The 20,967-nt window shown below is 72.3% G+C and carries 15 protein-coding genes and 1 tRNA gene; 3 read left to right on the top strand and 13 right to left on the bottom strand.

Features of this window, described 5'->3' with window-relative positions; genetic code table 11:
* The first annotated feature begins 16 nt into the window (after positions 1-16).
* Positions 17-2,884 (top strand): helix-turn-helix transcriptional regulator, encoded by a 2,868-nt coding sequence (locus tag AB4091_RS08665; protein WP_442291329.1) that lies wholly within the window; start codon positions 17-19, stop codon positions 2,882-2,884.
* Positions 2,885-2,893: 9 nt separating this feature from the next.
* Here the strand turns inward: AB4091_RS08665 and AB4091_RS08660 are convergent, their stop codons facing one another.
* From AB4091_RS08660 to AB4091_RS08640, 5 genes are read right to left on the bottom strand one after another with little or no spacing between them, the layout of a single operon-like run.
* Complete coding sequence (locus tag AB4091_RS08660; RefSeq protein WP_442291328.1) at positions 2,894-4,159, bottom strand: FAD-dependent oxidoreductase; 1,266 nt, start codon at positions 4,157-4,159, stop codon at positions 2,894-2,896.
* Between the two features lie 40 nt (positions 4,160-4,199).
* Entirely contained in the window at positions 4,200-4,940 is a 741-nt protein-coding gene (locus AB4091_RS08655) for a maleylpyruvate isomerase family mycothiol-dependent enzyme (RefSeq protein WP_442291327.1), read from the bottom strand.
* A complete protein-coding gene (locus AB4091_RS08650; protein WP_442291326.1) occupies positions 4,940-5,782 on the bottom strand; it encodes a fumarylacetoacetate hydrolase family protein in 843 nt (280 codons plus the stop codon). Before AB4091_RS08650 ends, AB4091_RS08655 begins: the two co-directional genes overlap by 1 nt.
* Entirely contained in the window at positions 5,782-6,945 is a 1,164-nt protein-coding gene (locus AB4091_RS08645) for a cupin domain-containing protein (RefSeq protein ID WP_442291325.1), read from the bottom strand. Before AB4091_RS08645 ends, AB4091_RS08650 begins: the two co-directional genes overlap by 1 nt.
* A gap of 11 nt (positions 6,946-6,956) precedes the next feature.
* On the bottom strand, positions 6,957-8,324 hold the full coding sequence (locus AB4091_RS08640) for an MFS transporter (protein WP_442291324.1): 1,368 nt from the start codon (positions 8,322-8,324) through the stop codon (positions 6,957-6,959).
* Between the two features lie 99 nt (positions 8,325-8,423).
* On the opposite strand from AB4091_RS08640, the gene AB4091_RS08635 reads away from it, so the two are divergent.
* Positions 8,424-9,224, top strand: coding sequence for an IclR family transcriptional regulator (locus AB4091_RS08635; protein WP_442291323.1), 801 nt, complete (start codon positions 8,424-8,426; stop codon positions 9,222-9,224).
* Positions 9,225-9,242: 18 nt separating this feature from the next.
* Here AB4091_RS08635 and AB4091_RS08630 read toward each other — a convergent pair whose 3' ends face one another.
* The 4 genes from AB4091_RS08630 to AB4091_RS08615 form a co-directional block, all read right to left on the bottom strand.
* Positions 9,243-9,683, bottom strand: coding sequence for a nuclear transport factor 2 family protein (locus AB4091_RS08630; RefSeq protein WP_442291322.1), 441 nt, complete (start codon positions 9,681-9,683; stop codon positions 9,243-9,245).
* 4 nt (positions 9,684-9,687) lie between these two features.
* Positions 9,688-11,475, bottom strand: a complete 1,788-nt coding sequence (gene selB / locus AB4091_RS08625; protein ID WP_442291321.1) for a selenocysteine-specific translation elongation factor — start codon at positions 11,473-11,475, stop codon at positions 9,688-9,690.
* Position 11,476: 1 nt separating this feature from the next.
* Positions 11,477-12,787 carry an L-seryl-tRNA(Sec) selenium transferase gene (selA, locus tag AB4091_RS08620; RefSeq protein WP_442291320.1) on the bottom strand — a complete coding sequence of 437 codons (1,311 nt, stop codon included), beginning with the start codon at positions 12,785-12,787 and terminating at the stop codon, positions 11,477-11,479.
* Positions 12,788-12,808: 21 nt separating this feature from the next.
* Positions 12,809-12,904, bottom strand: a tRNA-Sec gene (locus AB4091_RS08615).
* Positions 12,905-12,959: 55 nt separating this feature from the next.
* Here AB4091_RS08615 and selD point away from each other — a divergent pair.
* Positions 12,960-13,961 carry a selenide, water dikinase SelD gene (gene selD, locus AB4091_RS08610; protein WP_442291319.1) on the top strand — a complete coding sequence of 334 codons (1,002 nt, stop codon included), beginning with the start codon at positions 12,960-12,962 and terminating at the stop codon, positions 13,959-13,961.
* Between the two features lie 13 nt (positions 13,962-13,974).
* Here selD and AB4091_RS08605 read toward each other — a convergent pair whose 3' ends face one another.
* From AB4091_RS08605 to fdh, 4 genes are read right to left on the bottom strand one after another with little or no spacing between them, the layout of a single operon-like run.
* The gene (locus tag AB4091_RS08605; RefSeq protein ID WP_442291318.1) at positions 13,975-15,315 is read right to left on the bottom strand and encodes an L-lactate MFS transporter; all 1,341 of its coding nucleotides are present in this window, start codon (positions 15,313-15,315) and stop codon (positions 13,975-13,977) included.
* 57 nt (positions 15,316-15,372) lie between these two features.
* Positions 15,373-16,506 (bottom strand): NrfD/PsrC family molybdoenzyme membrane anchor subunit, encoded by a 1,134-nt coding sequence (gene nrfD / locus AB4091_RS08600; protein ID WP_442291317.1) that lies wholly within the window; start codon positions 16,504-16,506, stop codon positions 15,373-15,375.
* Positions 16,503-17,573 carry a 4Fe-4S dicluster domain-containing protein gene (locus AB4091_RS08595; RefSeq protein WP_442291316.1) on the bottom strand — a complete coding sequence of 357 codons (1,071 nt, stop codon included), beginning with the start codon at positions 17,571-17,573 and terminating at the stop codon, positions 16,503-16,505. Before AB4091_RS08595 ends, nrfD begins: the two co-directional genes overlap by 4 nt.
* Positions 17,574-17,576: 3 nt before the next feature.
* Positions 17,577-20,933, bottom strand: a complete 3,357-nt coding sequence (gene fdh / locus AB4091_RS08590) for a formate dehydrogenase (protein ID WP_442291315.1) — start codon at positions 20,931-20,933, stop codon at positions 17,577-17,579.
* Positions 20,934-20,967: the final 34 nt, after the last annotated feature.

Genomic DNA, 20,967 nt, shown 5'->3' with positions numbered 1-20,967 from the left:
GACCACGGAGTCGCGGGTGGGCAGGGCGTTCGAGAAGGGACCACCGGTCGGACGGGACAGGCAGCTCGGTCTCGTCGACGAGCTGCTGCTCGCCCTGACGTCCGAGTCGTCGCCGCCCGACGCGCACGCCCGCGCTCTGTTGCTGGGCGGGGACGCCGGCATCGGCAAGAGCACGCTGGTCGCGGCCGTGGCCGAGCGCTCGCGGAAGCTGTCGATGCCCTGCGGCGTCGGGCACTGCCTCGACCTCGCCACCAGCACCCCCTGGGCTCCAGTGGTCGAGGGGCTCCGGGGCGTTCTCGACGAGCGGGTCGGCGCTGGGCAGGACCCGGACCCGCGCACGGCCTGGCTCAGGTCCGGGACGCGCTCGATCGCGCCCTCGCTCGAGTCCGTGCTCGACGCGACGGAGGCCGTGGGGCAGGGCGGGCCGTTCGTCCTCGTCCTCGAGGACCTGCACTGGGCCGACGCGACGGTGCGGGACTTCGCGCTCGCAGCGCTGCGCACCTGCCGGGCTCCGGTCCTGCTCGTCCTGACCTTCCGCGCCGACGACGTCACCGGGGGGCATCCACTTCGCACCGCACTGGTGGAGCTCTCCCGCAGCGCCCGGACCGTGCGGGTAGACCTCGAGGGACTCGATGCCACCGACGTCGGTGAGCTCGCGGTCCGACTCGCAGGACGGGCCCTCGAGCCGCACGAGCTCCGGTCGCTCGTCGAACGCTCGGGGGGCAACCCGCTGCACGTCGAGGAGCTGCTCGCCGCGGACGAGCCGGGAGTCCCCCGGCTGCTGAGTGGCCTCCTGCTCCGCCACGTGGAGCTGCTCTCGCCCGCGACGGCGGGGCTCGCCCGCCTCGCGGCCGTGGACGGCACCCGGATCGACCTCGAGACCCTGCGCGCTGCGTCCGACCTCGACGTGCCGGGCTTCACCACCGCACTGCGCGAGCTCCTGGACGCCAACGTCGTCGTACGCCACGGCGATCGTTTCGCGTTCCGCCACGCGCTGATCCGCGACGCCGTCCTCGACGACATGCTCCCGGCGGAGCGTGTCGGCATGCACGCGCGATATGCCGGCGCGCTGCTCTCCCGGGTCGGCCCCGGCTCGACCGAGGAGCGGTGGGCGTACGGCTCCTCCCTGGCCCTGCACGCGGCTGGGGCGCTGGACTGGCCGCTCGCCCTCGAGGCGTCGGTGTGGGCAGGTCACGCGGGCCGGCAGTTCGGTTCGGCCGGGGCCGCAGACCACTTCGAGCGTGCGCGCGACCTCTGGGACCGGGTGCCGGACGCCCAGCAGCGCACCGGTCTCGCCAAGGCCGACCTGCCTCGCCTCGCCGCCCTGGTGCTCGCCAACGAGGGCGACCTCGACCGCGTGCACGACCTGCTGCGCCAGGCGGTGGACCTCCTCGAGCCTGAGGGCGACCCGCTGGCCGCGTGTCGGGTGCTCACGGCCGTCGGCGACAGCTGGGTCGAGGTGCCGGGACTGATGCCCCGCCGGGAGGCGCTCGCGAAGGCCATGGAGCTGGCGGGGGCGGAGCCGAGTCGGGAGCTGGCGGCGGCGCTCAGTGCCGCGACGTTCCACGCCTGCCGCATCGGCCATTTCGAGGAGGCCCTTCGCCAGGGGACGCGCGCCGTGGAGGTGAGCCGCTCCGTCGGAGACGACGACCTCCTCGTGGAGGCCCTGTGGGAGCTCGCCGAGCCGCTCTGGAACATCGGACGGTGCAGCGAGTCCATCGAGGTGCAGCGGCAGGCCGTGCACCAGGCAGAGCGTGCCGAGGAGCTGGGAAAGTTCCTCGAAGCCTCCGGCGAGCTCGCTGCCATGCTCGGCTTCCACGGTGCGGTGGAGGAGGCCCTCGCGGTCGCTCGCCGGGCGCGCGAGGGCGCCGCGCGGGCCGGGCTCGCACGGTTCGTGGCGTTCGGGGCCGAGCAGGAGATGGAGATCCTCGTCCGCGAGGGGCGGTTCACCGAGGCCGAGGAGATGTTCGAGACGTACTGCGTCCCTGCCAGGGTGGAGTACCGGCTCCGATGGTGGCGGTCGACCTTCCTCCGGGTCCACGGAGACGCCCGTGGAGCGCTCGCGGTCGAGGAGGAGGCGATCGCCGGCGGATTCAACCCGGTGGGCGTCGTCCACTCACCGCGCCTCATCGAGATCTGCGAAGGACTGCCTGATGTCACACGGGCACTCGGAACGGCCGAAGCGATGGTCGCGGAGGTCCTCGACCGTGACTCGCCACTCGAGCACGCCGTCGCGGCGCGCTATGCGTTCGAGGCGCTCGCCGCGGCCGCCGTCGCGCGCCAGGAGCCGCCGCCAGACCTGGAGCTCGGGGCACGCCGCTCTCTCGACCTCGCGACGGAACGAGTCTCGCCGGAGTGGTCCGACAACTGGTTCGGCGTGCAGCTGGCCTGCGGCATCGCCTTCGCGGCGCAGTGGGGTGGCGGGACCGGCATCCCCGAGTGGCGGCGGGCGTCCGAGCTGGCGACCCCCTTCGGCCGCTACACCGCCCTGCGCCCCAACCTAGAGCTAGCCAGGGCGCAGCTGGCGAACGGTGAGCGCGACGCCGGCAAGGAGCTGCTCTCCACCGTCTGGCACCAGGCCCACGCCATGGGGTCACGGTGGCTCGAGGAGCAGGCCGCCACGAGCGCACGGCGCTTCCGGGTGCCACTCCCCCTCGACGAGGAGCTGCCACGGCCCCTGGCTCGGCTCACCCCGCGCGAGCGGGAGGTCCTGGAGCTCGTCGCGGCCGGGGCCACCAACCGCGCGATCGCCGATCGCCTGTTCATCACCGAGAAGACGGCCGCTCTGCACGTCGGCAACCTCATCGCCAAGCTCGGCGTGCGCAACCGCGGCGAGGCTGCGGCCGTCCTCCGAGCCGTCCAGCCCGACGACCGAGACCCCTGACCGCCGGCGTCAGACCGCGACGACCGCGGGGGGCCCCAGCGGTTCGAACATGGCCGGCTCGTCCTCGGGACGCAACGCGGTCGAGCCGTAGAGCCAGTCGACGAAGGCGTAGTCGTGCACGTCGCGCTCGCGCATGACCTCGTTGCGCCACAGGCGGTCGTCGTCGGTGAGGTGCCACAGCTTCCCCCAGGCACGTGCCGTCGTCAGGACGCGGCGGCAGTGCTCGGGGCGCACGGCCTGGTACGCCGCCAGCGCGGTGTCCCAGTCGAGAGAGGCGCCGTCGGCGCCGGCCGTGACCTGCGCGCCCACGTGCTCCGAGAGCACCCACGCGTCCTCGATGGCCATGACGGCGCCCTGCGCGAGGTACTGCAGGGGCGGGTGCGCGCTGTCTCCCGTGAGGGCGATGCGTCCGATGACCCACTGGTCGATCGGGTCGCGGTCGTACATCCGCCACCACTTGTCGCGCCACATGAGCGGCAGGCCTGCCCGCACGTTCTCGCACGTCTGGTCGAACGCGGCGTCGAGCTCGTCGGGGGTGCCCCAGTCCTCTTCTCCCGCCAGAGCCTTGGGCGACTCGAAGACCGCGACCTGGTTGAACATCTCGCCACCACGGAGGGGGTACTGCACGAAGTGGCACTTCGGCCCGACGTATACGACGACGTCGTCGAGGGCGATGTCGAGCTGCTCGACCTGGCCCATCGGCACGGCGCCACGGTAGGCGACGTAGGCCGACGACACGGGCTGGTCGTCCGAGACGAGCTTCCTTGCGACGGAGTGCAGCCCGTCGGCGGCGATGACGACGCGCGCCGTCTCGCGTCCGCCCTCGTGCACGACGGTCGCGGCATCCGCCCCCTGCTCGTATGCCGTGACCGCCACGTTCGTCACGAGGTCGACCCCGGCACGCTCGCAGGCGCGGAGCAGGGTGCCGTGCAGGTCGCTGCGGTGGATGACGACGTAGGGGAAGCCGTAGCGCTCCCGTGCGTCGCCGAGGTCGAGCCGGGTGAGCTCCGAGCCGTCGACCGCGTCGCGCATGACGAGGTTCTTCGGCACGACGCCGAGTGCGACGACCTCGTCGAGCAGGCCCCACTGGTCGAGGATCCGGGTGCAGTTCGGCGCGATCTGCAGCCCGGCGCCGACCTCACCGAACTCGGCGGCCCGCTCGAGCACCCGCACGCGAAGTCCCTTGCGGGTCAGGGCGAGCGCGTTGGCGAGTCCGCCGATGCCGCCTCCGACGACGATCGCATCGGGCTGGGTGGTGTTGGGGTGGGTGGTCATCTTGACTCCTTCGTCGTCAGGGGGTGCAGGGGTTTCGGCGTCAGAGCCAGCGGGGCAGGCCGGGAAGGGTCCCGCCGTCGGTCGTGAGGCCGGTGTGGTCGCGACCGGTGATGTAGGCGGCCAGCTGCGCGAGCGGCCCACGCACCTGGACCGCCTCGCCCACGCCGACGACCGGCCAGGCCGTGCTGCGGGGCGTGCCGTCGACGGTGTCGGTCGGGTCGGTGGACACGAGGACCACCGCCGGACCGTCCGCCCCGCGCGAGCGCTTGGCGGCTGCGTCGTGAAGCACCTCGATGAGGAAGTCGGTCGGGAGGTCGTCGAATCCGACGCCGCCGTCGAGGTCGACGGCGTGGACCATGACCTCGCGGGTGCGCATCCACGGCACCTCGGTGGCCGGGACGGTGCGGCCCTGCGCGGTGCGCACGAGCCGGGTCCAGCACTCGCCGTCGAGGGCGCCGAGGGCCTTGTCCAGCCCGGCTGCACTGTCGCAGAACCACTCCCGCAGCTCGGCAGCAGGCTTGACGGCCCCCTTCTCGATGTCCGACCCACGCTGCTCCGGCGACGCGTACATCGGGGTCTCGACGCCCGTGCGCGCCCACGTCGCGAGGTTGACCAGCGCCTCGGCGTTGGCCGCGACGTGCGCGACGACGTGCGCCCGGGTCCAGCCCTCGAGCGCGGTCGGCTCCGTGAGCGCGGCGTCGTCGAGGCTGTCGAGCGCCCGCTGGAACAGGACCGTCCCAGCGGTGACGAGGTCGCGTGACCAGAGCAGCGTGGAGGACATCAGCCGCGCCCGTCCGCGACGACGACGTTCTCGCAGCGGCCGAGGCCCTCGATCTCGGTGACGACCTTCTGGCCGGCCTGGAGGTAGCGAGCGGGCTTGCGTGCGTGGCCGACTCCGCCGGGAGTGCCGGTGGCGATGACGTCGCCGGGGCGCAGCGTGATCATCGTCGAGAGGTACTCGACGAGGGCGACCGGGTCGAAGAGCAGGTCACCGGTGGTGTCCTCCTGCACGACCTCGCCGTCGACCTCGGCACGGATCGCGAGCGTCGGGCGCACGCCGCCGGGCAGCTCGTCGGGCGTGACGAGCCACGGCCCGAGCGGTGTCGTGGACTCCCAGTTCTTGCCCTGCAGCCACTCCTTCGTGCGGAACTGCCAGTCGCGCGCGGTGATGTCGTTGAGCACCGCGAAGCCGGCGATGGCGGCCTCGGCCTCGGCGGTCGTCGCGCGCCGCACGGTCGACCCGATGACGACGGCGAGCTCTGCCTCCCAGTCGAACTGGTCGGTCTCGTCGGGGCGCAGGATGTCGTCCTCGGCGCCGACGAGCGTGTCGGCGTACTTGCTGAAGATCGTCGGGTACTCCGGCAGGTCGCGTCCCATCTCGAGGATGTGGTTGCGGTAGTTGAGGCCGACGCAGAAGATCTTGCCGGGTCGTGGAACGACGGGGGCGTATGCCGTCTGCCCGGCTTCCAGGGTGGGTGCCGAGTCGGCGCCAGCCGCTTCACGCCAGTTCGGCTGCGCGAGAAGGGTGCCGACGTCGGCGACGCCGAGCGGGACGAGGTGCGAGCCCTCGACGCGTACGGCCTGGGTGGAGCCGTCAGCGGTGCGGACGGTTGCGAGCTTCATCAGTTGGTTCCTTCGATCTGGGTGCGGGCGAGGTTGAGGCGCTCGAAGATCGGCGCGTCGCTGAAACGGAAGAGGTCGAGGGCGCCGGAGTCGGAGTCGGACGCGGAGGCCTCGGAGCGGATGGAGAGCGGCTGCCACGACGGCACGACGAAGAGGTCGCCCCTTGTCACTGACCAGCTGACGTCGCCGACGGTGACCGTGCCGGCGCCGTCGAACACCTGGTAGACCGACGAGCCGGTCTGCCGGACTGGCGCGGTCTCGGTGCCGGACGCGACGCGGTGGAACTCGGTGCGGATCGTCGGCAGCACGTCGCCGGCGTTCGTCGGGTTGGTGAAGCGAATGGCGGCGTGGCCGTGCTCGACGGTGCCGCCGTAGCCCTCCTTCTCGAGCTCGAGCTGGTCGGTGAGGGCACGGTCGGTGTCCTCCCAGCGGTAGCAGAGCAGCGGGGACCCGGGTGTCGAGCCGAGCTGCGACACCGGCGCGATGCCCGGGTGGCCCCACAGGCGCTGCGAGCGAGAGCGCTCGGGCGTGGTGCGCTCCTCGTCGGAGATGTGGTCGCGCCCGAACTCGAAGAACTGCGCCTCGACCTCGTACTGGAACGGGATGTCGAGACCGTCGATCCAGGCCATCGGCCGGTCCGCCGCATTGTGGTGGGCGTGCAGGTTCCAGCCGGCCTGGGGCAGGAAGTCACCGCGGCGCATCGGCACGGGGTCGCGCCCGACGACGGTCCACACGCCCTCGCCCTCGACCACGAAGCGGAACGCGTTCTGGGTGTGGCGGTGCTCGGGGGCGTCCTCGCCCGGCATGAGGTACTGGATCGCGGCCCAGAGCGTCGGCGTCGCGTACGGCTTGCCACCGAGCGACGGGTTCGCCAGGGCGATCGCGCGACGCTCCCCTCCACGGCCCACGGGCACGAGGTCACCGGCCCGGCCGGCCAGCTCGAGCAGCGTGGCCCACTCCCAGCGGTGCGGCTGGGCCTTGGAGCGCGGGTGCGGCGGCATGAGGTCGCCGATCTCGGTCCAGAGCGGCACGAGCAGCTCCTTCTCGAAGCCGCGGTAGAGGTCCTCGAGCTCGGGCGTCACGGTCGGCTGGTCGGGCGCATCGACAGCGGCGAGGCTCACCGGGGAGACGCCTGCGGCGGCGGGGTCGGTCGTGAGGGACATGACGGTTCCTTTCAGTGGACGAGCTCGGCCGGCACGGCCGCGGAGTCGGGACGGACGACGGGGCGGGTGGCGACGAGCGTCACGAGCAGCAGCGCGGCAGCCACACCGGCCGCGACCGCGAAGGCGAGGAAGTTGCTGCCGACGCCGAGGTTCGCGGCGAGCAGCCAGCCACCGACCTGCGGTGCGAGGACGGCGCCGATGCGGCCGACGCCGAGGGCGAAGCCGAGCGACGTCCCGCGCAGCGCCGACGGGTAGTGGTTGGCCACGGCGGCGATGATGAGGCACTGGGTGCCGTGAGTGCCGACGCCGGCGAGGATCAGGGCGCCGTAGACGGGCAGCAGGTCGCTCGGGTAGGTGAGCAGGAAGGCGAGGCCCACGGCCGCGGCCGCGGCGGCCCAGATCGCGCTCCTGAGCGGGCCGAACCGCATGCCGGCCCACGCCGTGACGACCGAGCCGAGCACGGCGCCGAGGTTGAGGGCCAGCAGGAAGTGCAGGGGCTGGCCCATGTCGAAGCGTGCGTCGGAGGCCATCAGCTTCGGCAGCCAGGTGCCCAGGCCGTACCACGCGAAGAGGGTGGCGACCGTGGCGAGGGCGAAGAGCACGGTGGGGCGCCGCCACTCGCCGGTGAGGATCGAGCGGAAGCCGGGACGGTGGTGCGCGCCCGAGGCCGCCGTCTCCGACGCGTCGTGGACCAGGCCGTGGCGAGCCTCGACCGCAGTTGCCTCCTCGACCCGGCCCCGCGTGCGCAGCCACGTCGGCGACTCCGGCAGGAAGGCCGCGCAGAGCGGCAGGAGGACGACGACCGCGAGGACGGCCACGGCATACATCGACCGCCAGCCGTGCTGGGGCAGCAGCCACAGGCCGACGAGCGCGGCGGCCGAACCACCGATCGGTACGCCGGACATCATGATCGTCGAGACGGCCGAGCGGCGCCGGCGCGAGACGAACTCGGCGGTGAGGGCGTTGGCGGACGGCACGAGGCCACCGAGGCCGAGGCCGGCGACGAAGCGGAACGCGCCGAACGCCTCGGGGCCCGGCGCGACGGCGCACAGGGCCGTGAAGACCGAGAACCACAGCGTGCACCAGAGGATGGTGCGGCGGCGTCCGAGCCGGTCGGCGAGGTAGCCCGCGCCGAGCGCGCCGGCGAGCATGCCGGCGAAGGCGAGGCTGCCGATGAAACCGGCCGACGCGGGGGTCAGGCCCCAGCCGCGCTCCTTGAGCAGGGACGGGATGGTCGTGCCGTAGACGATGAGGTCGTAGCCGTCGAAGACGACGATGAGCCAGCAGAGGAGCGTGACCAGCCAGGCGGGGCGGCGCGAGAGGCGCTGGGCGCGGGCCGGGGTCTGGGCCGGGGTCTGGGGTGTGGGCGTCGTTGCCATGCCGACCATGGTGGGATGGTTCGACATGGCAGAACGAGACTATTCTGCATGGCAGAATTATGGAGTCCCACATGATGGAGCCGAGCGAGGATCACCGACATGAACCTGGGCATTGACACGGGCCTGAAGACGAAGCCGCAGTACGCGCTCCGCAGCGTCGACCACGCCCTGCAGCTCGCCGTGATCCTGCAGGTCGAGGGTCCGCAGACCGTCTCCGACGTCGCCGACCGGCTCGGCGTGGCCCGCTCCACGGCGCACCGGCTGCTCTCGATGCTCGTCTACCGCGACTTCGCCCGGCAGGGGTCCGACCGCCGCTACCACGCCGGCCCGGTCATCTCGCTCGAGGCCGACTCGCGCAGCCACACCGCGCTGCTGCGGGCGGTCGCCCTCCCGCACCTCCAGGTGCTCGTCGACCGGGTCGAGGAGTCGGCCAACCTCATGGTGCTCGCCGGCGACCACGCCCGGTTCGTGGCCTCGGTCGAGTGCCGGCAGTCCCTGCGGGTCGGCGACCGCGAGGGCATGGTGTTCCCCGCCCACCTGGCCTCGGGCGGCAAGGTCATGCTCGCCGACCTGCCCCCCGAGGAGCTCTCGGTGCTCTTCACCGAGGACCGCTGGGAGGGACGGGAGGCCCAGCGACCCGACGTCACCAGCGTGCTGAAGGACCTCGCGAGCGTGCGACGGCGCGGCTTCGCCATCAACAAGGACCGCACCGAGACCGGTGTCACCGCCATCGGTCGCGGCATCCGCGTCGGCGACCGCACCGACGCGGCCGTCACCGTGTCGATGCCGACCGTGCGCTTCCGCGAGGAACGCCTCGTCGACATCGTGAGTGCGCTCGCCCTGACGACTCGCGACATCGAGCGCGACATGGAGCAGAGCCTGCGGGTCGAGCCCGCCTGACGGGCGGCTGCTACCCCGTCAGTACGCCGGCAGCTCGCCCTCGCCCGGCGTCACCCGCAGCTCCGACTCCTCGACGCGTACGTCGTTGATGCTCGCCTCGCGACGGCGCATGTAGCCGAGGTCGTCGAACTCCCACTGCTCGTTGCCGTAGGAGCGCCACCACTGCCCGTCGGCGTCCTGCGACTCGTACTGGAAGCGCACCGCGATGCGGTTGCCCTCGAACGCCCAGAGGTTCTTGCGCAGCCGGTAGTGCTGCTCACGGTCCCACTTGCGGCGCAGGAACTCGACGACGGCTGCCCGGCCCTCGAGGTGCTCGTCGCGGTTCCGCCAGACGGTGTCCTCGGTGTAGGCGCCGGCGACGCGCTCGGGGTCACGGGTGTTCCACGCGTCCTCGGCGGCCTGCACCTTCTGGCGCGCGGTCTCCTCGGTGAACGGCGGGAGCGGGGGTCGGGGGTCCATGTGTTCAGCGTCGCACCTCGCGGTGCGAGCCGTCGATGCGGCGCGTCCAGCCACGCCCGTCGAGGTGCTCGAGCAGCGGGATGACCGTGCGCCGGGTCGACTCGAGGGCAACCCGCGCCTCGCTCGTCGTGAACGGCTGCTGCAGCCCCGCGAGCACCCGCATCGCCCGAGCCGGGCCGGTCGGCAGCAGCACGACGTCGTCGTCGAGGCGCAAGAGCCTCCCGGCGCGCACGGCCGCCGCCACCTCGCGGGGCCCGAGGCCGTGTGCCTGCAGCTCGCGCTGCTCGGGCGCGGCGAACGGCTGGTCGGCGAGGCGGGCCTCGAGGGCCCGCAGCCCTGCCTCGACCTGCTCGGGCAACGCGTCCCGGTGGCCCGGCGCGCCGACTCGCCCCTCACGCACCTCGAGGCCGACGTATGCCGTGAGGTCGGCCATGAGCGACCGGTCGGGCACCTCGGCCGCCGCCCGCGCTGCCTCGAGCGTCAAGGTCGGTTCGAGGGGCTGTCGGGAAGCCTTCTGCTGCAAGGCATCCCGCAGCCTTCCAGCCCACTGCTGCCAGGCGGCGTCGGCGACGAGCCACTGCCCGTGCCGGACGACCGTCGGGCCGGGGCGCTCGCCCTCCGGGACGATCGCCCCGAGCGCGAGCGCGGCATCGACGGTCATGGCTCCACGCCGCCCGACCTCCTGCTCGAGGCTCGGGCGACCGTCCTGCCGCGTCACCACCTCGGCGCGTGCGACTGCTGCCCCACGTCGCGTCAGCGGCGGCGGGTCGGCGTCGACGACGACCGCGCCCTCGATGCGGCGCGAGCCCGGGTCGCGGAGCATGACACGGTCACCGGCGACGAGGGGCAGCGGCTGCGGCACGGTGAGGCGGACCGCGGCCGCGCCCAGGGGTCGCACGCGCGCCTCGACCGCGTGAGTGCCGACGTGGAGCATGAGGTGGAGCGGCAGCCGCTCGGTCGTCTCGCTGCCGAGCCGGACGTCGAGCTGGTCCGTCGTCGGCCACGCGTCCGGCGTGAGCAGCAGGTCGCCGCGGTGGACCTCATCGGCGGGGACCCCCCGCAGGTTGACCGCGACCCGCGCGACCGCGGCGACGGCGTCGTGCGCCTGCTCGAGCGACTGCAGGCCGCGCACGGTCACGTGCCGCCGGCGGCCCGTCGCGTCGTGCAGGACGAGCTCGTCACCTGCGCGGATCGTGCCCTCGCCGAGGGTTCCCGTGACGACGGTCCCCGCGCCTCGGATCGTGAACGACCGGTCGACCCAGAGTCGGGTGCGAGCGTCCACGACGGGCGCGGGCAGGCCGGCCACGAGCGCGTCGAGCGCCACCCGCAGCTCGTCGATGCCCTCACCCGTGCGCGCCGAGACCGCAACCGCCCGGCACCCGCTGAGCGACGAACGCCCCACGCGCGCAACGGCATTCGCGAGCGACGGCGCCGGGTCGGCGAGGTCGCTCCGGGTCACCACGACCAGGCCGTGGGTGAGGCCGAGCGCGTCGATGGCGGCGAGGTGCTCGGTGGTCTGGGCCCGCCAGCCCTCGTCGGCGGCCACGACGAGCAGGACTGCGGGGGCCGGCCCCAGCCCGGCCAGCATGTTGCCGATGAAGCGCTCGTGGCCGGGGACGTCGACGAACGCGACCTGCTCACCCGAGGGCAACGTCGTCCAGGCATACCCGAGGTCGATGGTGAGGCCGCGCCGGCGCTCCTCGGCCCAGCGGTCGGGCTCGATGCCGGTGAGTGCCCGCACGAGAGTGGACTTGCCGTGGTCGACGTGACCACCCGTGGCGATGACCCGCACGTCAGTCTCCGGGGGGCAGGGCGGACCGCACGGCCCGTTCGAGCTCGGCATCGGACTCCACTGGGACACAACGCAGGTCGACGAGGCAGCGTCCGCGCTCGACGCGTGCGACGACCCCCGGGTCGCCGGTCCGCAGGCGCTCCGCACACTCCTCCGGGAGGGCGAGGGCCCACCCAGGCAGCGGCACCCCGGGGGCTCCCCCACCGCCGACGCGTCCCTCGACGGGCACGACCTCGCCACCGACGGCCGCGGCGAGCCGTTCGGTGCGGGCGCGGAGCTCGTCGGCGACGGCATGGAGGTAGGCGGTGACGGGTGGCACCGGTCCGCGCAGGGTGGCCTCGAGGGCGGCTAGGGTGAGCTTGTCGACGCGCAGGGCCCGGGCCAGCGGGTGGCGCCGCAGGCGTTCGACGGTGGCCGCCTCTCCGAGGACGAGACCGGCTTGTGGACCACCGAGCAGCTTGTCGCCGCTGGCCGTGACGACCGTGGCACCGGCCGCGAGGGTCGAGGCGGCGTCGGGCTCGTCGGGCAGCAGCGGGTCGTGGCGCAGCAGCCCGCTGCCGATGTCGACGACGAGGGGAACCGGTGAACCGTCACGTGTGGTGAGCCGAGCGAGCTGCTCGACCGGGGCAGCGCTCGTGAAGCCCTCGACCCGGAAGTTGCTGGGGTGCACCTTGAGCACGCACCCGGTGTCAGGACCCAGCGCGGCGGCATAGTCGTCGACGGTCGTGCGGTTCGTCGTGCCGACCTCGCGCAGCCGCGCGCCGGTCGAGGCGATGAGGTCGGGCAGCCTGAAGCCGTCGCCGATCTCGACCATCTCGCCGCGGCTCACGAGCACCTCGCGACCGGCCGCGAGCGCCGTCGTGGCGAGCACGAGGGCGGCGGCACCGTTGTTGACGACGAGGGCGCCCCCGGCTGCCGGCACGGCGTCGCGCAGTGCCGCGAGAGTCCCTCGCCCACGCCGGGCCCGGGCCCCGGTGGCCACGTCGAACTCCACGTCGACGTAGCCAGCCGCGGCGACGACCGCCTCGAGGGCGGCGGCCGACAGCGGCGCCCGCCCGACGTTGGTGTGCACGACCACCCCGGTCGCGTTGAGCAGGGGCCGCAGCGACGTCGTGCGCGACGGCAGAGCCACGCGCGCGGCCTCGGCGACCTGGCCCGGCTCGATCTCGCCGGTGCGCGCCCGCTGCTGCGCCACGCGTACGGCCGCCTTGACCACCTCGACGCCGTGCCGGGCGACAGCCGTCGCGAGCGCCGGGTCGGCGAGCAGCGCGTCGGTGCGCGGGATGCGCCGCCGCGGGTCGGTCTGCGTCACGCCGCCTCCATGAGAAGTGTGTGGCGGAGGTGGACGGGAATCGAACCCGCCAGACCGAGATGCTCGGTCTCACCGGTTTTGAAGACCGTGGGGACCACCAGGTGCCCAGACACCTCCACGGTCACCGTACCCAGCGCACCCCGTCGATGCTGCGCCGACCTACGGTGTGGGTATGAGCGCAGGTGTGGAGCACGTGAGAACGGTGAGGCTGACCCAGTTCGCCCACGGCGGCGGGTGCGCCTGCAAGATCCCGCCTGGTGAGCTCGAGGAGATGGTGCGAGACCTGGCAGGCGTCAGCCACCCCGACCTGCTCGTGGGCCTCGACAGCGGTGACGACGCGGCCGCCGTCCGCATCGAGGGTGGCATGGCCGTCCTCCTGACGGCCGACTTCTTCACCCCCGTCGTCGACGACCCCTACGACTTCGGGCGCATCGCCGCGGCGAACGCGCTGTCCGACATCTACGCCATGGGCGGCCGACCCGTGCTCGCCGTCAACCTGCTCGGCTGGCCCCGCGACGTGCTGCCGCCCGACCTGGCCGCGGAGGTGCTGCGCGGCGGACTCGACGTCGGACGCCTGGCCGGCTGCCCTGTCGCGGGTGGCCACAGCATCGACGACCCCGAGCCGAAGTACGGCATGGCCGTGACGGGCATCGCCGACCCGAACCGTCTGCTGCGCAACGATGCCGCCACCGCGGGCCTACCCCTCAGCCTCACCAAGCCACTCGGGGTCGGCGTGCTCAACAACCGCCACAAGGTGACCGGCGAGGTCTTCGCCCACGCCATCGAGTCCATGGTGTCGCTCAACGACGTCGCGAGCGCCGCGGCGGTCGCCGCCGGCATCAGGGCCGCCACCGACGTCACGGGGTTCGGGCTGCTCGGGCACCTCTACAAGATGGCCCGCGCCTCGGGGGTGTCGGCGGTCGTCGACGCCGCCGCCGTCCCCTATCTAGAGGGGGCTCGCGAGTCGCTCGCCGCGGGCTTCGTGCCCGGCGGCAGCCGCCGCAACCTCGACTGGGTGCGCCCGCACCTCGACGCGTCCGTCGGCGACGACGAGCTCGTCCTGCTCGCCGACGCCCAGACGAGCGGCGGCCTGCTCGTCGCGGGCGAGGTGCCGGGCGGAACGGTGGTCGGTGAGCTCGTGCCCCGGGCGGACCACGTGCTCACCGTGCGCTGATGGCGTATGCCGTCTAGTGGCGCGCCGTGTCCCGGGCGGCCTTCCTGCCACGCGCGTCACCGACGTCGCTGCCGTCCGCGGCAGCCCCGTCGCGGCGTGGCTTCTTGGTGATGAGCGGCAGCACCAGCGCGACGAGCGTGATGACGCCGATGACCGTGAAGCCGAGGTTGTAGGCCTTGTCGCTGCCGATGAGCGACGCGATGAGCAGTGGGCCGACGACGCCGCCGATGCTCCAGCCGATGAGCATGAGGCCGTAGATCGCGCCGACGTTCTTCACGCCGAAGAAGCTGCCTGCCGTCGACGGCATGGTTCCGAAGGCCCCGCCGTAGCAGAGGTAGATGAGCGCGGCGAGCACGGCGAAGAGGGCCGCACCGGACGCGTGCGGGATGAGCAGGAGGCAGATGCCCTGGATGCCGAGGATCCCGAGGAAGGCCGGCATCTTGCCGACCAGGTCAGAGAGCCAGCCCCAGAAGATGCGGCCGGCACCGTTGAAGAGACCGAGCACGCCGACGAGGGCAGCCGCGCTCGTGGCGGAGTAGCCCGCGACGTCGCTGGCCGTGCCCGCGGCGACGGCGATGAGCGAGATGCCCGCCGTGACGCTCATCGTGAGGATCGCGGTGAGCAGGTACCACTGCTTGGTGTGCATGGCCTCGCTCGGCGTGAAGTCACGCATCGAGGTGCCCGGTGCCGCGGCAGCGGCCTTGGTGCCCGCACCGGCGTCGGCGCGGACCGCCGGGTTGCGGAACACCGAGGTGCAGACGAGAAGGATCACGAGGTAGCCGATGCCGAGCCACAGGAACGCCTTGGTGGGCACGCTCGGCGACTGGTCGATGAGGGCCTGGCCCACTGGGGCCGTGACGACGGCGCCGAAGCCGAACCCGGCGACGGCCAGCCCGGTGATGAGGCCGGGCTTGTCGGGGAACCACTTCTGCAGCATGGCGATCGGCACGATGTAGACCATGCCGAGACCGAATCCGCCGATGACGCCATAGCCCAGGACGAGCAGCCAGAAGGCGTCGGGTGACTGGGCGAACGACGCGAGGATGACGCCGACGGCGTAGATGACGCCTCCGGTCATGGCCACGACGCGGGGGCCACGGGCGTCCTGGAGACGACCGCCGACATAGCTGCCGACGAAGATCATGCCGATGACGACGCTGAACGGCACGGCGGCCTTGGACTTGGACCACCCGAACGCCGCGTCGCTCTGCAGCGCCTTGGCGAAGACGCTCCAGGCGTACACGGAGCCGATGGACAGCTGGACGAGCACGGCGCACACGAGGATCACCCAGCGGTTCGCGCCCCGGCCGGTGGTGTCCGGCCCTGTTCCCAGCCCTGTGTCGGTCCTGCTCACAGCACTTCCCCTTCCGGTTGTCCGGCGGCGCGTCGTTGCGCCGCCGAGGGCTGCGCGTCAGCGCGCCGTGGTGATGGAGTCGTTCACGATGCCTTCGGCCCGACGCGCCTCGAGGCGTTCGCGCTGGGGCTCGACGGTGTACTTGGGATCGATCGCAGAGGTCATACCCGCCTCGAACACGCCGAAGCGCGTGCAGGCCGACCCCGCCATGAGGGCCAAGCCGCTGAGCGCGGCGCCCACACGCGTACGCCCCACGGTGACGGCCCCGACCGCACCGGCGATGGTCAGGACCTTGCTCGCCCTGAGCAGGCGCGCAGCCTTGCCGGTGCGCAGTGGCTCCGACAGGGTCGGGCCGAGCTTTTCCTGCATCCGCTCGAAGGCGACGGTCTCGACGAGGGCGCTGACGGCGGCCAGCCTGCGCGCCGGGCCGTTCTGCGACGCCGGAACGGTGAGCATCGCGAGGCCGGAGGCAGCCGCATTCGCGGAGCTGACGAAGACGAAGGGCAGCTCGCGGTAGGACTCGTGCCAGGTGGGCGTGGCGGTGTCGGCCAGCAGCACCGCCGTGTACGCGGCGAGCGGCGGCGCGAAGAAGGCGGATCCCGCGGTGGCGGGCCCGTCGGCGAGCTCGAGCAGGCGGCCCACCCGGGCCAGTGCGGTGCCGGGCCGAGTTGTGCCGGAACGACTTTCGAGAAATGACTGACCGAGCTCCGACGCGAGCGCGAGCCCGGAGAAGCCGCCGAACGCCGTGAGGATCCAGGAGCCGACCGACATGGGCGAGGTGAGCTTGACGGTGCGCATCATGTTGAGGGCGCGGCTCGGCTTTCCGAGGTCCTTGGCGAGCGCGGCCCCACCGAGAGCCGCGGCTCCCACCGCGCCCATGCGTCCGGCCCGGCGCAGCGCCGGGTAGCCGAGCACCTTGCCACCGGCGGCGAGCAGGGCGGAGCCGCCCGCGACGCCCCCGAGGAAGAGGTACGCCGCAACCTCCTTCTCCCACGGCGCCGGCTTGACGATGTGGCGGCCGTAGTAGCTGTCGAACTGCACGTCGGGCACCATGAGCGACTCGTCTCGCCTGCGGCGTCCACCGTTCTGGCCAGCCTTCGAGCCGGAGTCGCGGGCGTTGCCGTGGCTGGCGTCGTCGCGCCGGCGCTCTCTCTCCGGCGGGCGGTCGGCGTCGAACGGGTTGGTCGTCATCGCTTCCTCCCGACGAAGGCGGCCGCGGCCATGCCGAGCATGGCGATGCCGGCCAGCCCCGCCTTGCGGAACATGTCGGGCAGGTCGGCCGTCGTGACCCGCGGGTCGGGCGGCAGGCCGTAGACCTCGGGCTCGTCGAGCAGCAGGAACACCGAGCCGGTGCCACCGACACCGTCGTTCTCGTCGGCGCCGTAGAGGCGCGCCTCGGTGTAGCCGAGCTCGTGCAGCTCGGCGACGCGGGCCTGAGCGGTGGCCCGCATGTCGGCGAGGTCGCCGAACTTGATCGACGTCGTCGGGCAGGCCTTGGCGCACGCGGGCGTCTCGCCCTCGCCGATGCGGTCGTAGCACAGCGTGCACTTCTGGGCGATGCCGACGTTCTTCACCTCTCCGTTGTGGGCCGGGTCGGCTCCACCCGAGTTGATGCTGATGCCGTGCGACTGGCGACCGCCCTCGTGGCCCTCGTCGCCGCGGCGTCGCTCGATGACACCGAACGGGCAGGCCGCCACGCAGTAGCCGCAGCCGTTGCACACGTCGTCCTGCACCACGACCGTGCCGAACTCGGTGCGGAAGAGCGAGCCCGTGGGGCACACGTCGAGGCACGCGGCGTGGGTGCAGTGCTTGCACACGTCGGAGGCCATCAGCCACCGCATGTCGGGCACCGCGGTATCGGTCGGCCCGGGCCCGGCGGCCGCGCCCGGCCGCACGTCACCTGGCGCCTCGAGCGTGGCAGTGGTGCTCGACGCGTCGCGCACCATCGGCATGCCGAGCTGGACGAGCCGGCGCCCCGACTCCCTTGCCTGCGTGATGCGCTCGCTGTTCTGCTCGACGAACGCGACATGGCGCCACGTGCTGGCGCCGAGGGCACCGGTGTTGTCGTAGGACTGGTTCAGCAGGTCGAGGCCGTCCTCCGGGATGCCGTTCCACTCCTTGCAGGCCACCTCGCACGCCTTGCAGCCGATGCAGATCGAGGTGTCGGTGAAGAACCCCTTGCGTCGCTCGTGGCGGTCCCACGCCGCGTCCGACGCGGGGTCGGTCGGTCCGGACAGCTGGTTGCGCCAGAAGGCCATGCCTCAGCCCTCCTTCTTGGTCTCGGGAACGGACTCGGGGTGCCCGGTGCGCAGCTCGTTGCCCGTCATGACGGTCGAACCGGCCCTCGACTGGTACTCCCCGACGAATCGCAGCAGTGCCTCGCCGGTCGGGCGACGACCCGGCACGATGTCGCACGAGCCGGCCTTGCTCTCCTGGATCTGCACGTTGGGGTCGAGAGCCACGCCGAGCAGGTCGTTGGCGGCGTCACCGCTGACGACCGCAGCGCTGCCGACACCCCAGTGGTAGGGCAGGCCGACCTGGTGGACGGTGCGGCCCCGGATGACGAGGGGCGTCATGCGCTCGGTGACGAGCACACGAGCCTCGACGGCCGCGCGGGCCGAGACGATCGTGGCCCAGCCGCCGGGCTCCAGGCCCCGCTCCTGCGCCAGCTCGGGCGACACCTCGCAGAAGAACTCGGGCTGGAGCTCGGAGAGGTAGGGCAGGAAACGGCTCATCCCGCCCGCCGTGTGGTGCTCGGTCAACCGGTAGGTCGTGAAGACGTACGGGTAGACGTCGGCGCCGGGGGCGTCGCCAGACGGGCTCCACAGGTTGTCCTTGCGGGGGAACACCTTGCGTGCCGGGTTCGACTGCTGCGCGTAGAGCGGGTTCTGGACCGGGGACTCCTGCGGCTCGTAGTGCGTCGGCAGCGGCCCGTCGAGCATGCCCTTCGGCGTGAAGAGCCAACCCTTGCCGTCGGCCTGCATGATGAACGGGTCGTCGCCGGCGAGGCCGTCGGGCCCACCCGTTCCGGCCTCGGGCCGGAAGGTCGGCGCCTTCGTCGGCGGGAAGTCGGGCACGTCGTGGCCCGTCCACTTTCCGGCGTCGGCGTCCCACCACACGTACTTCTTGCGCTCGCTCCAGGGGTTGCCCTCGGGGTCGGCCGAGGCGCGGTTGTAGAGGATGCGGCGGTTGGCGGGCCACGCCCAACCCCAGTCGAGGGCGGTGAGGTCCTGCTCCTGCCCGGGCCGGCGGTTGGCCGCCTGGTTCGTGCCGTCGGCGTAGACGCCGGTGTAGATCCAGCAGCCGCCGTCGGTCGAGCCGTCCGCCTTCATCTCGGTGTACGACGACAGGGGCTGTCCGGCCTTGTCGCCCGTCAGGTGTCGACCGTTGACCTCGGCGAGCACGGCCTCGGCGTCGATCTCGCCGTCGGCGTCGAGCGGGTAGTCCCACGTGAGGTCGAGCAGCGGCCGGTCGCGGGAGTCGGTGGACCCGGCGAGGATCTCGCGTACGCGCTTGCCCAGCTCGTAGAAGAACTCCAGCTCGCTCTGCGCCTCACCGGGCGGCGCGACCGCCTTGTGGTGCCACTGGAGCATCCGCTGGGTCTGCGTGAAGGAGCCGGACTTCTCGGTGTGCGCCGCGGCCGGCAGGAAGAAGACCTCGGTCCGGATGTCCTCGGCCCGCATCTCGCCGGTGGCGATCTCGGGGCCGTCCTTCCAGAACGTCGCCGACTCGATCATCGCGAAGTCGCGCACGACGAGCCACTTGAGGTGCGACATCGCCTGGCGCTGCATGCGCCCGTGCGCCGACCCGACGGCCGGATTCTGGCCGAGGAGGAAGTAGCCCTCCACCTCGTCGTCGAGCATGGCCATCGTGGTCTGGTAGGTGCCGTGGGCACCGGAGAGCCGGGGCAGGTAGTCGAAGCACCAGTCGTTCTCGGCCGTCGCCGCCTTGCCCCACCAGGCCTTGAGCAGGCTGACGGCATACGTGTCGGCGTTGGCCCAGAACCCCTTCTGCTGCTTGCTCCCGATCGCACTGACGTAGTCGTCCCACGTGTCGTGCAGCCCGGCCACCGGCATCGCGAGGTAGCCGGGGAGGATGTTGTAGAGCGTCGGGATGTCGGTGGAGCCCTGGATGCTCGCGTGCCCGCGCAGCGCCATGATGCCGCCGCCGGGGCGGCCCATGTTGCCGAGCAGCAGCTGCACGATCGCTGAGGTGCGGATGAACTGCGCGCCGAGCGTGTGCTGCGTCCAGCCGACGGCGTACACGAATGCCGTCGTGCGGTCGCGGCCGCTGTTCTCGGTGACCGACTTCGCGAGGTACGCGAAGTCCTCGACGCTGACGCCACACGTGTCGGCGACCATCTCGGGCGTGTAGCGCGAGTAGTGCCGCTTGAGGATCTGGAAGACGCACCGGGGGTCCTGCAGCGACTCGTCGCGCAGCACACGGGCGTGCTCGAGCGCGGGCCCGCCGGACCCGTGCTCGTCTCCGGCCGACCGCTCGGACGTGCTCTGGCCGTGCTCGTGCGCACCGTCGCCGCCGCCCTCGTGGCCCGCGGCGGGACCACCGATGGTGCCGGGCGATGCGTCCGCCTCACCGTCCTGGTCGGTCGCGTACGCCCAGGTGTCGGGTGCGTAGCTCCCCTTCTCGTCGTCGTAGCCGGAGAAGAGGCCGTCGAGGTCCTCCGTGTCCTGGAACTTCTCGCTGACGAGCGTCGCGGCGTTGGTGTAGGCGACGACGTACTCCTTGAAGTACAGCTCGTTGCTGAGGATGTGGTTGATCAGCGCGCCGAGCAGCACGACGTCGCTGCCGGCCCGGATCGGGATGTGCTTGTCGGAGGTCGCCGACGTACGCGTGAAGCGCGGGTCGACGTGGATCACCTTGGCGCCCTTCAGGCGTGCCTCCGTCACCCACTGGTACGCCACCGGGTGGCACTCGGCCATGTTGGAACCCTGGATGACGATGCAGTCAGCGTTGGAGAGGTCCTGCACGTACTGTGTCGCGCCGCCGCGCCCGAACGAGGACCCCAGACTGGGGACCGTGGAGGAGTGTCAAATACGCGCCTGGTTCTCGATCTGGATCGCGCCCGCTGCGGTGAACAGCTTCTTGATGAGGTAGTTCTCCTCGTTGTCGAGCGTCGCGCCGCCGAGCGAGGCGATGCCCATGGTCCGTCGCAGCGGACGGCCCTTCTCGTCGTGGTCCTGCCAGCCGGCCCGACGGCTCGCGACGAAGCGCTGGGCGATCATCTCGACGGCCGTCGCCCGCGGCATCGGCTCCCAGTCGGTGCCGCCGGGGCGCCGGTAGAGGACGTGGCGCACACGGCTCGGGTTGTTGACGAGCTGCTCGCTAGCGGAGCCCTTGGGGCACAAGCGTCCCCGCGACACGGGCGAGTCGGGGTCGCCCTCGATCTGCACGACCTTCTCATCCTTGACGTAGACCTTCTGGCCGCACCCGACGGCGCAGTAGGGGCAGATGCTCTGCACGACGCGGTCGGCGGTCGAGGTGCGCGGCTGCAGGCCGCGGGTGCGCTCCGACGTGACGGCGGGCCCGCGGCCGAGGAAGTCACCGGATCGGACCTGCCGGACCACGGGCCACGACAGGAACGTCTTCTTCGCCTCCATGGCGCCCACCTTTCGCGGCGTGCCGGCACGCCGG

The sequence above is a fragment of the Terrabacter sp. 2RAF25 genome (assembly GCF_052115265.1).
Taxonomy (GTDB): domain Bacteria; phylum Actinomycetota; class Actinomycetes; order Actinomycetales; family Dermatophilaceae; genus Terrabacter.
The sequence above is the reverse complement of the archived record's forward strand: the minus strand, read 5'-3'. Positions and strand labels throughout refer to the sequence as shown.

Coding starts and splice junctions, on each gene's coding strand:
- AB4091_RS08660 (WP_442291328.1), bottom strand. CDS start 4,159: ATGACCACCCACCCCAACACCACCCAGCCCGATGCGATCGTCGTCGGA.
- AB4091_RS08655 (WP_442291327.1), bottom strand. CDS start 4,940: ATGTCCTCCACGCTGCTCTGGTCACGCGACCTCGTCACCGCTGGGACG.
- nrfD (WP_442291317.1), bottom strand. CDS start 16,506: ATGACGACCAACCCGTTCGACGCCGACCGCCCGCCGGAGAGAGAGCGC.
- AB4091_RS08635 (WP_442291323.1), top strand. CDS start 8,424: ATGAACCTGGGCATTGACACGGGCCTGAAGACGAAGCCGCAGTACGCG.
- selD (WP_442291319.1), top strand. CDS start 12,960: ATGAGCGCAGGTGTGGAGCACGTGAGAACGGTGAGGCTGACCCAGTTC.
- AB4091_RS08645 (WP_442291325.1), bottom strand. CDS start 6,945: ATGTCCCTCACGACCGACCCCGCCGCCGCAGGCGTCTCCCCGGTGAGC.
- AB4091_RS08640 (WP_442291324.1), bottom strand. CDS start 8,324: ATGGCAACGACGCCCACACCCCAGACCCCGGCCCAGACCCCGGCCCGC.
- AB4091_RS08595 (WP_442291316.1), bottom strand. CDS start 17,573: ATGGCCTTCTGGCGCAACCAGCTGTCCGGACCGACCGACCCCGCGTCG.
- AB4091_RS08630 (WP_442291322.1), bottom strand. CDS start 9,683: ATGGACCCCCGACCCCCGCTCCCGCCGTTCACCGAGGAGACCGCGCGC.
- AB4091_RS08650 (WP_442291326.1), bottom strand. CDS start 5,782: ATGAAGCTCGCAACCGTCCGCACCGCTGACGGCTCCACCCAGGCCGTA.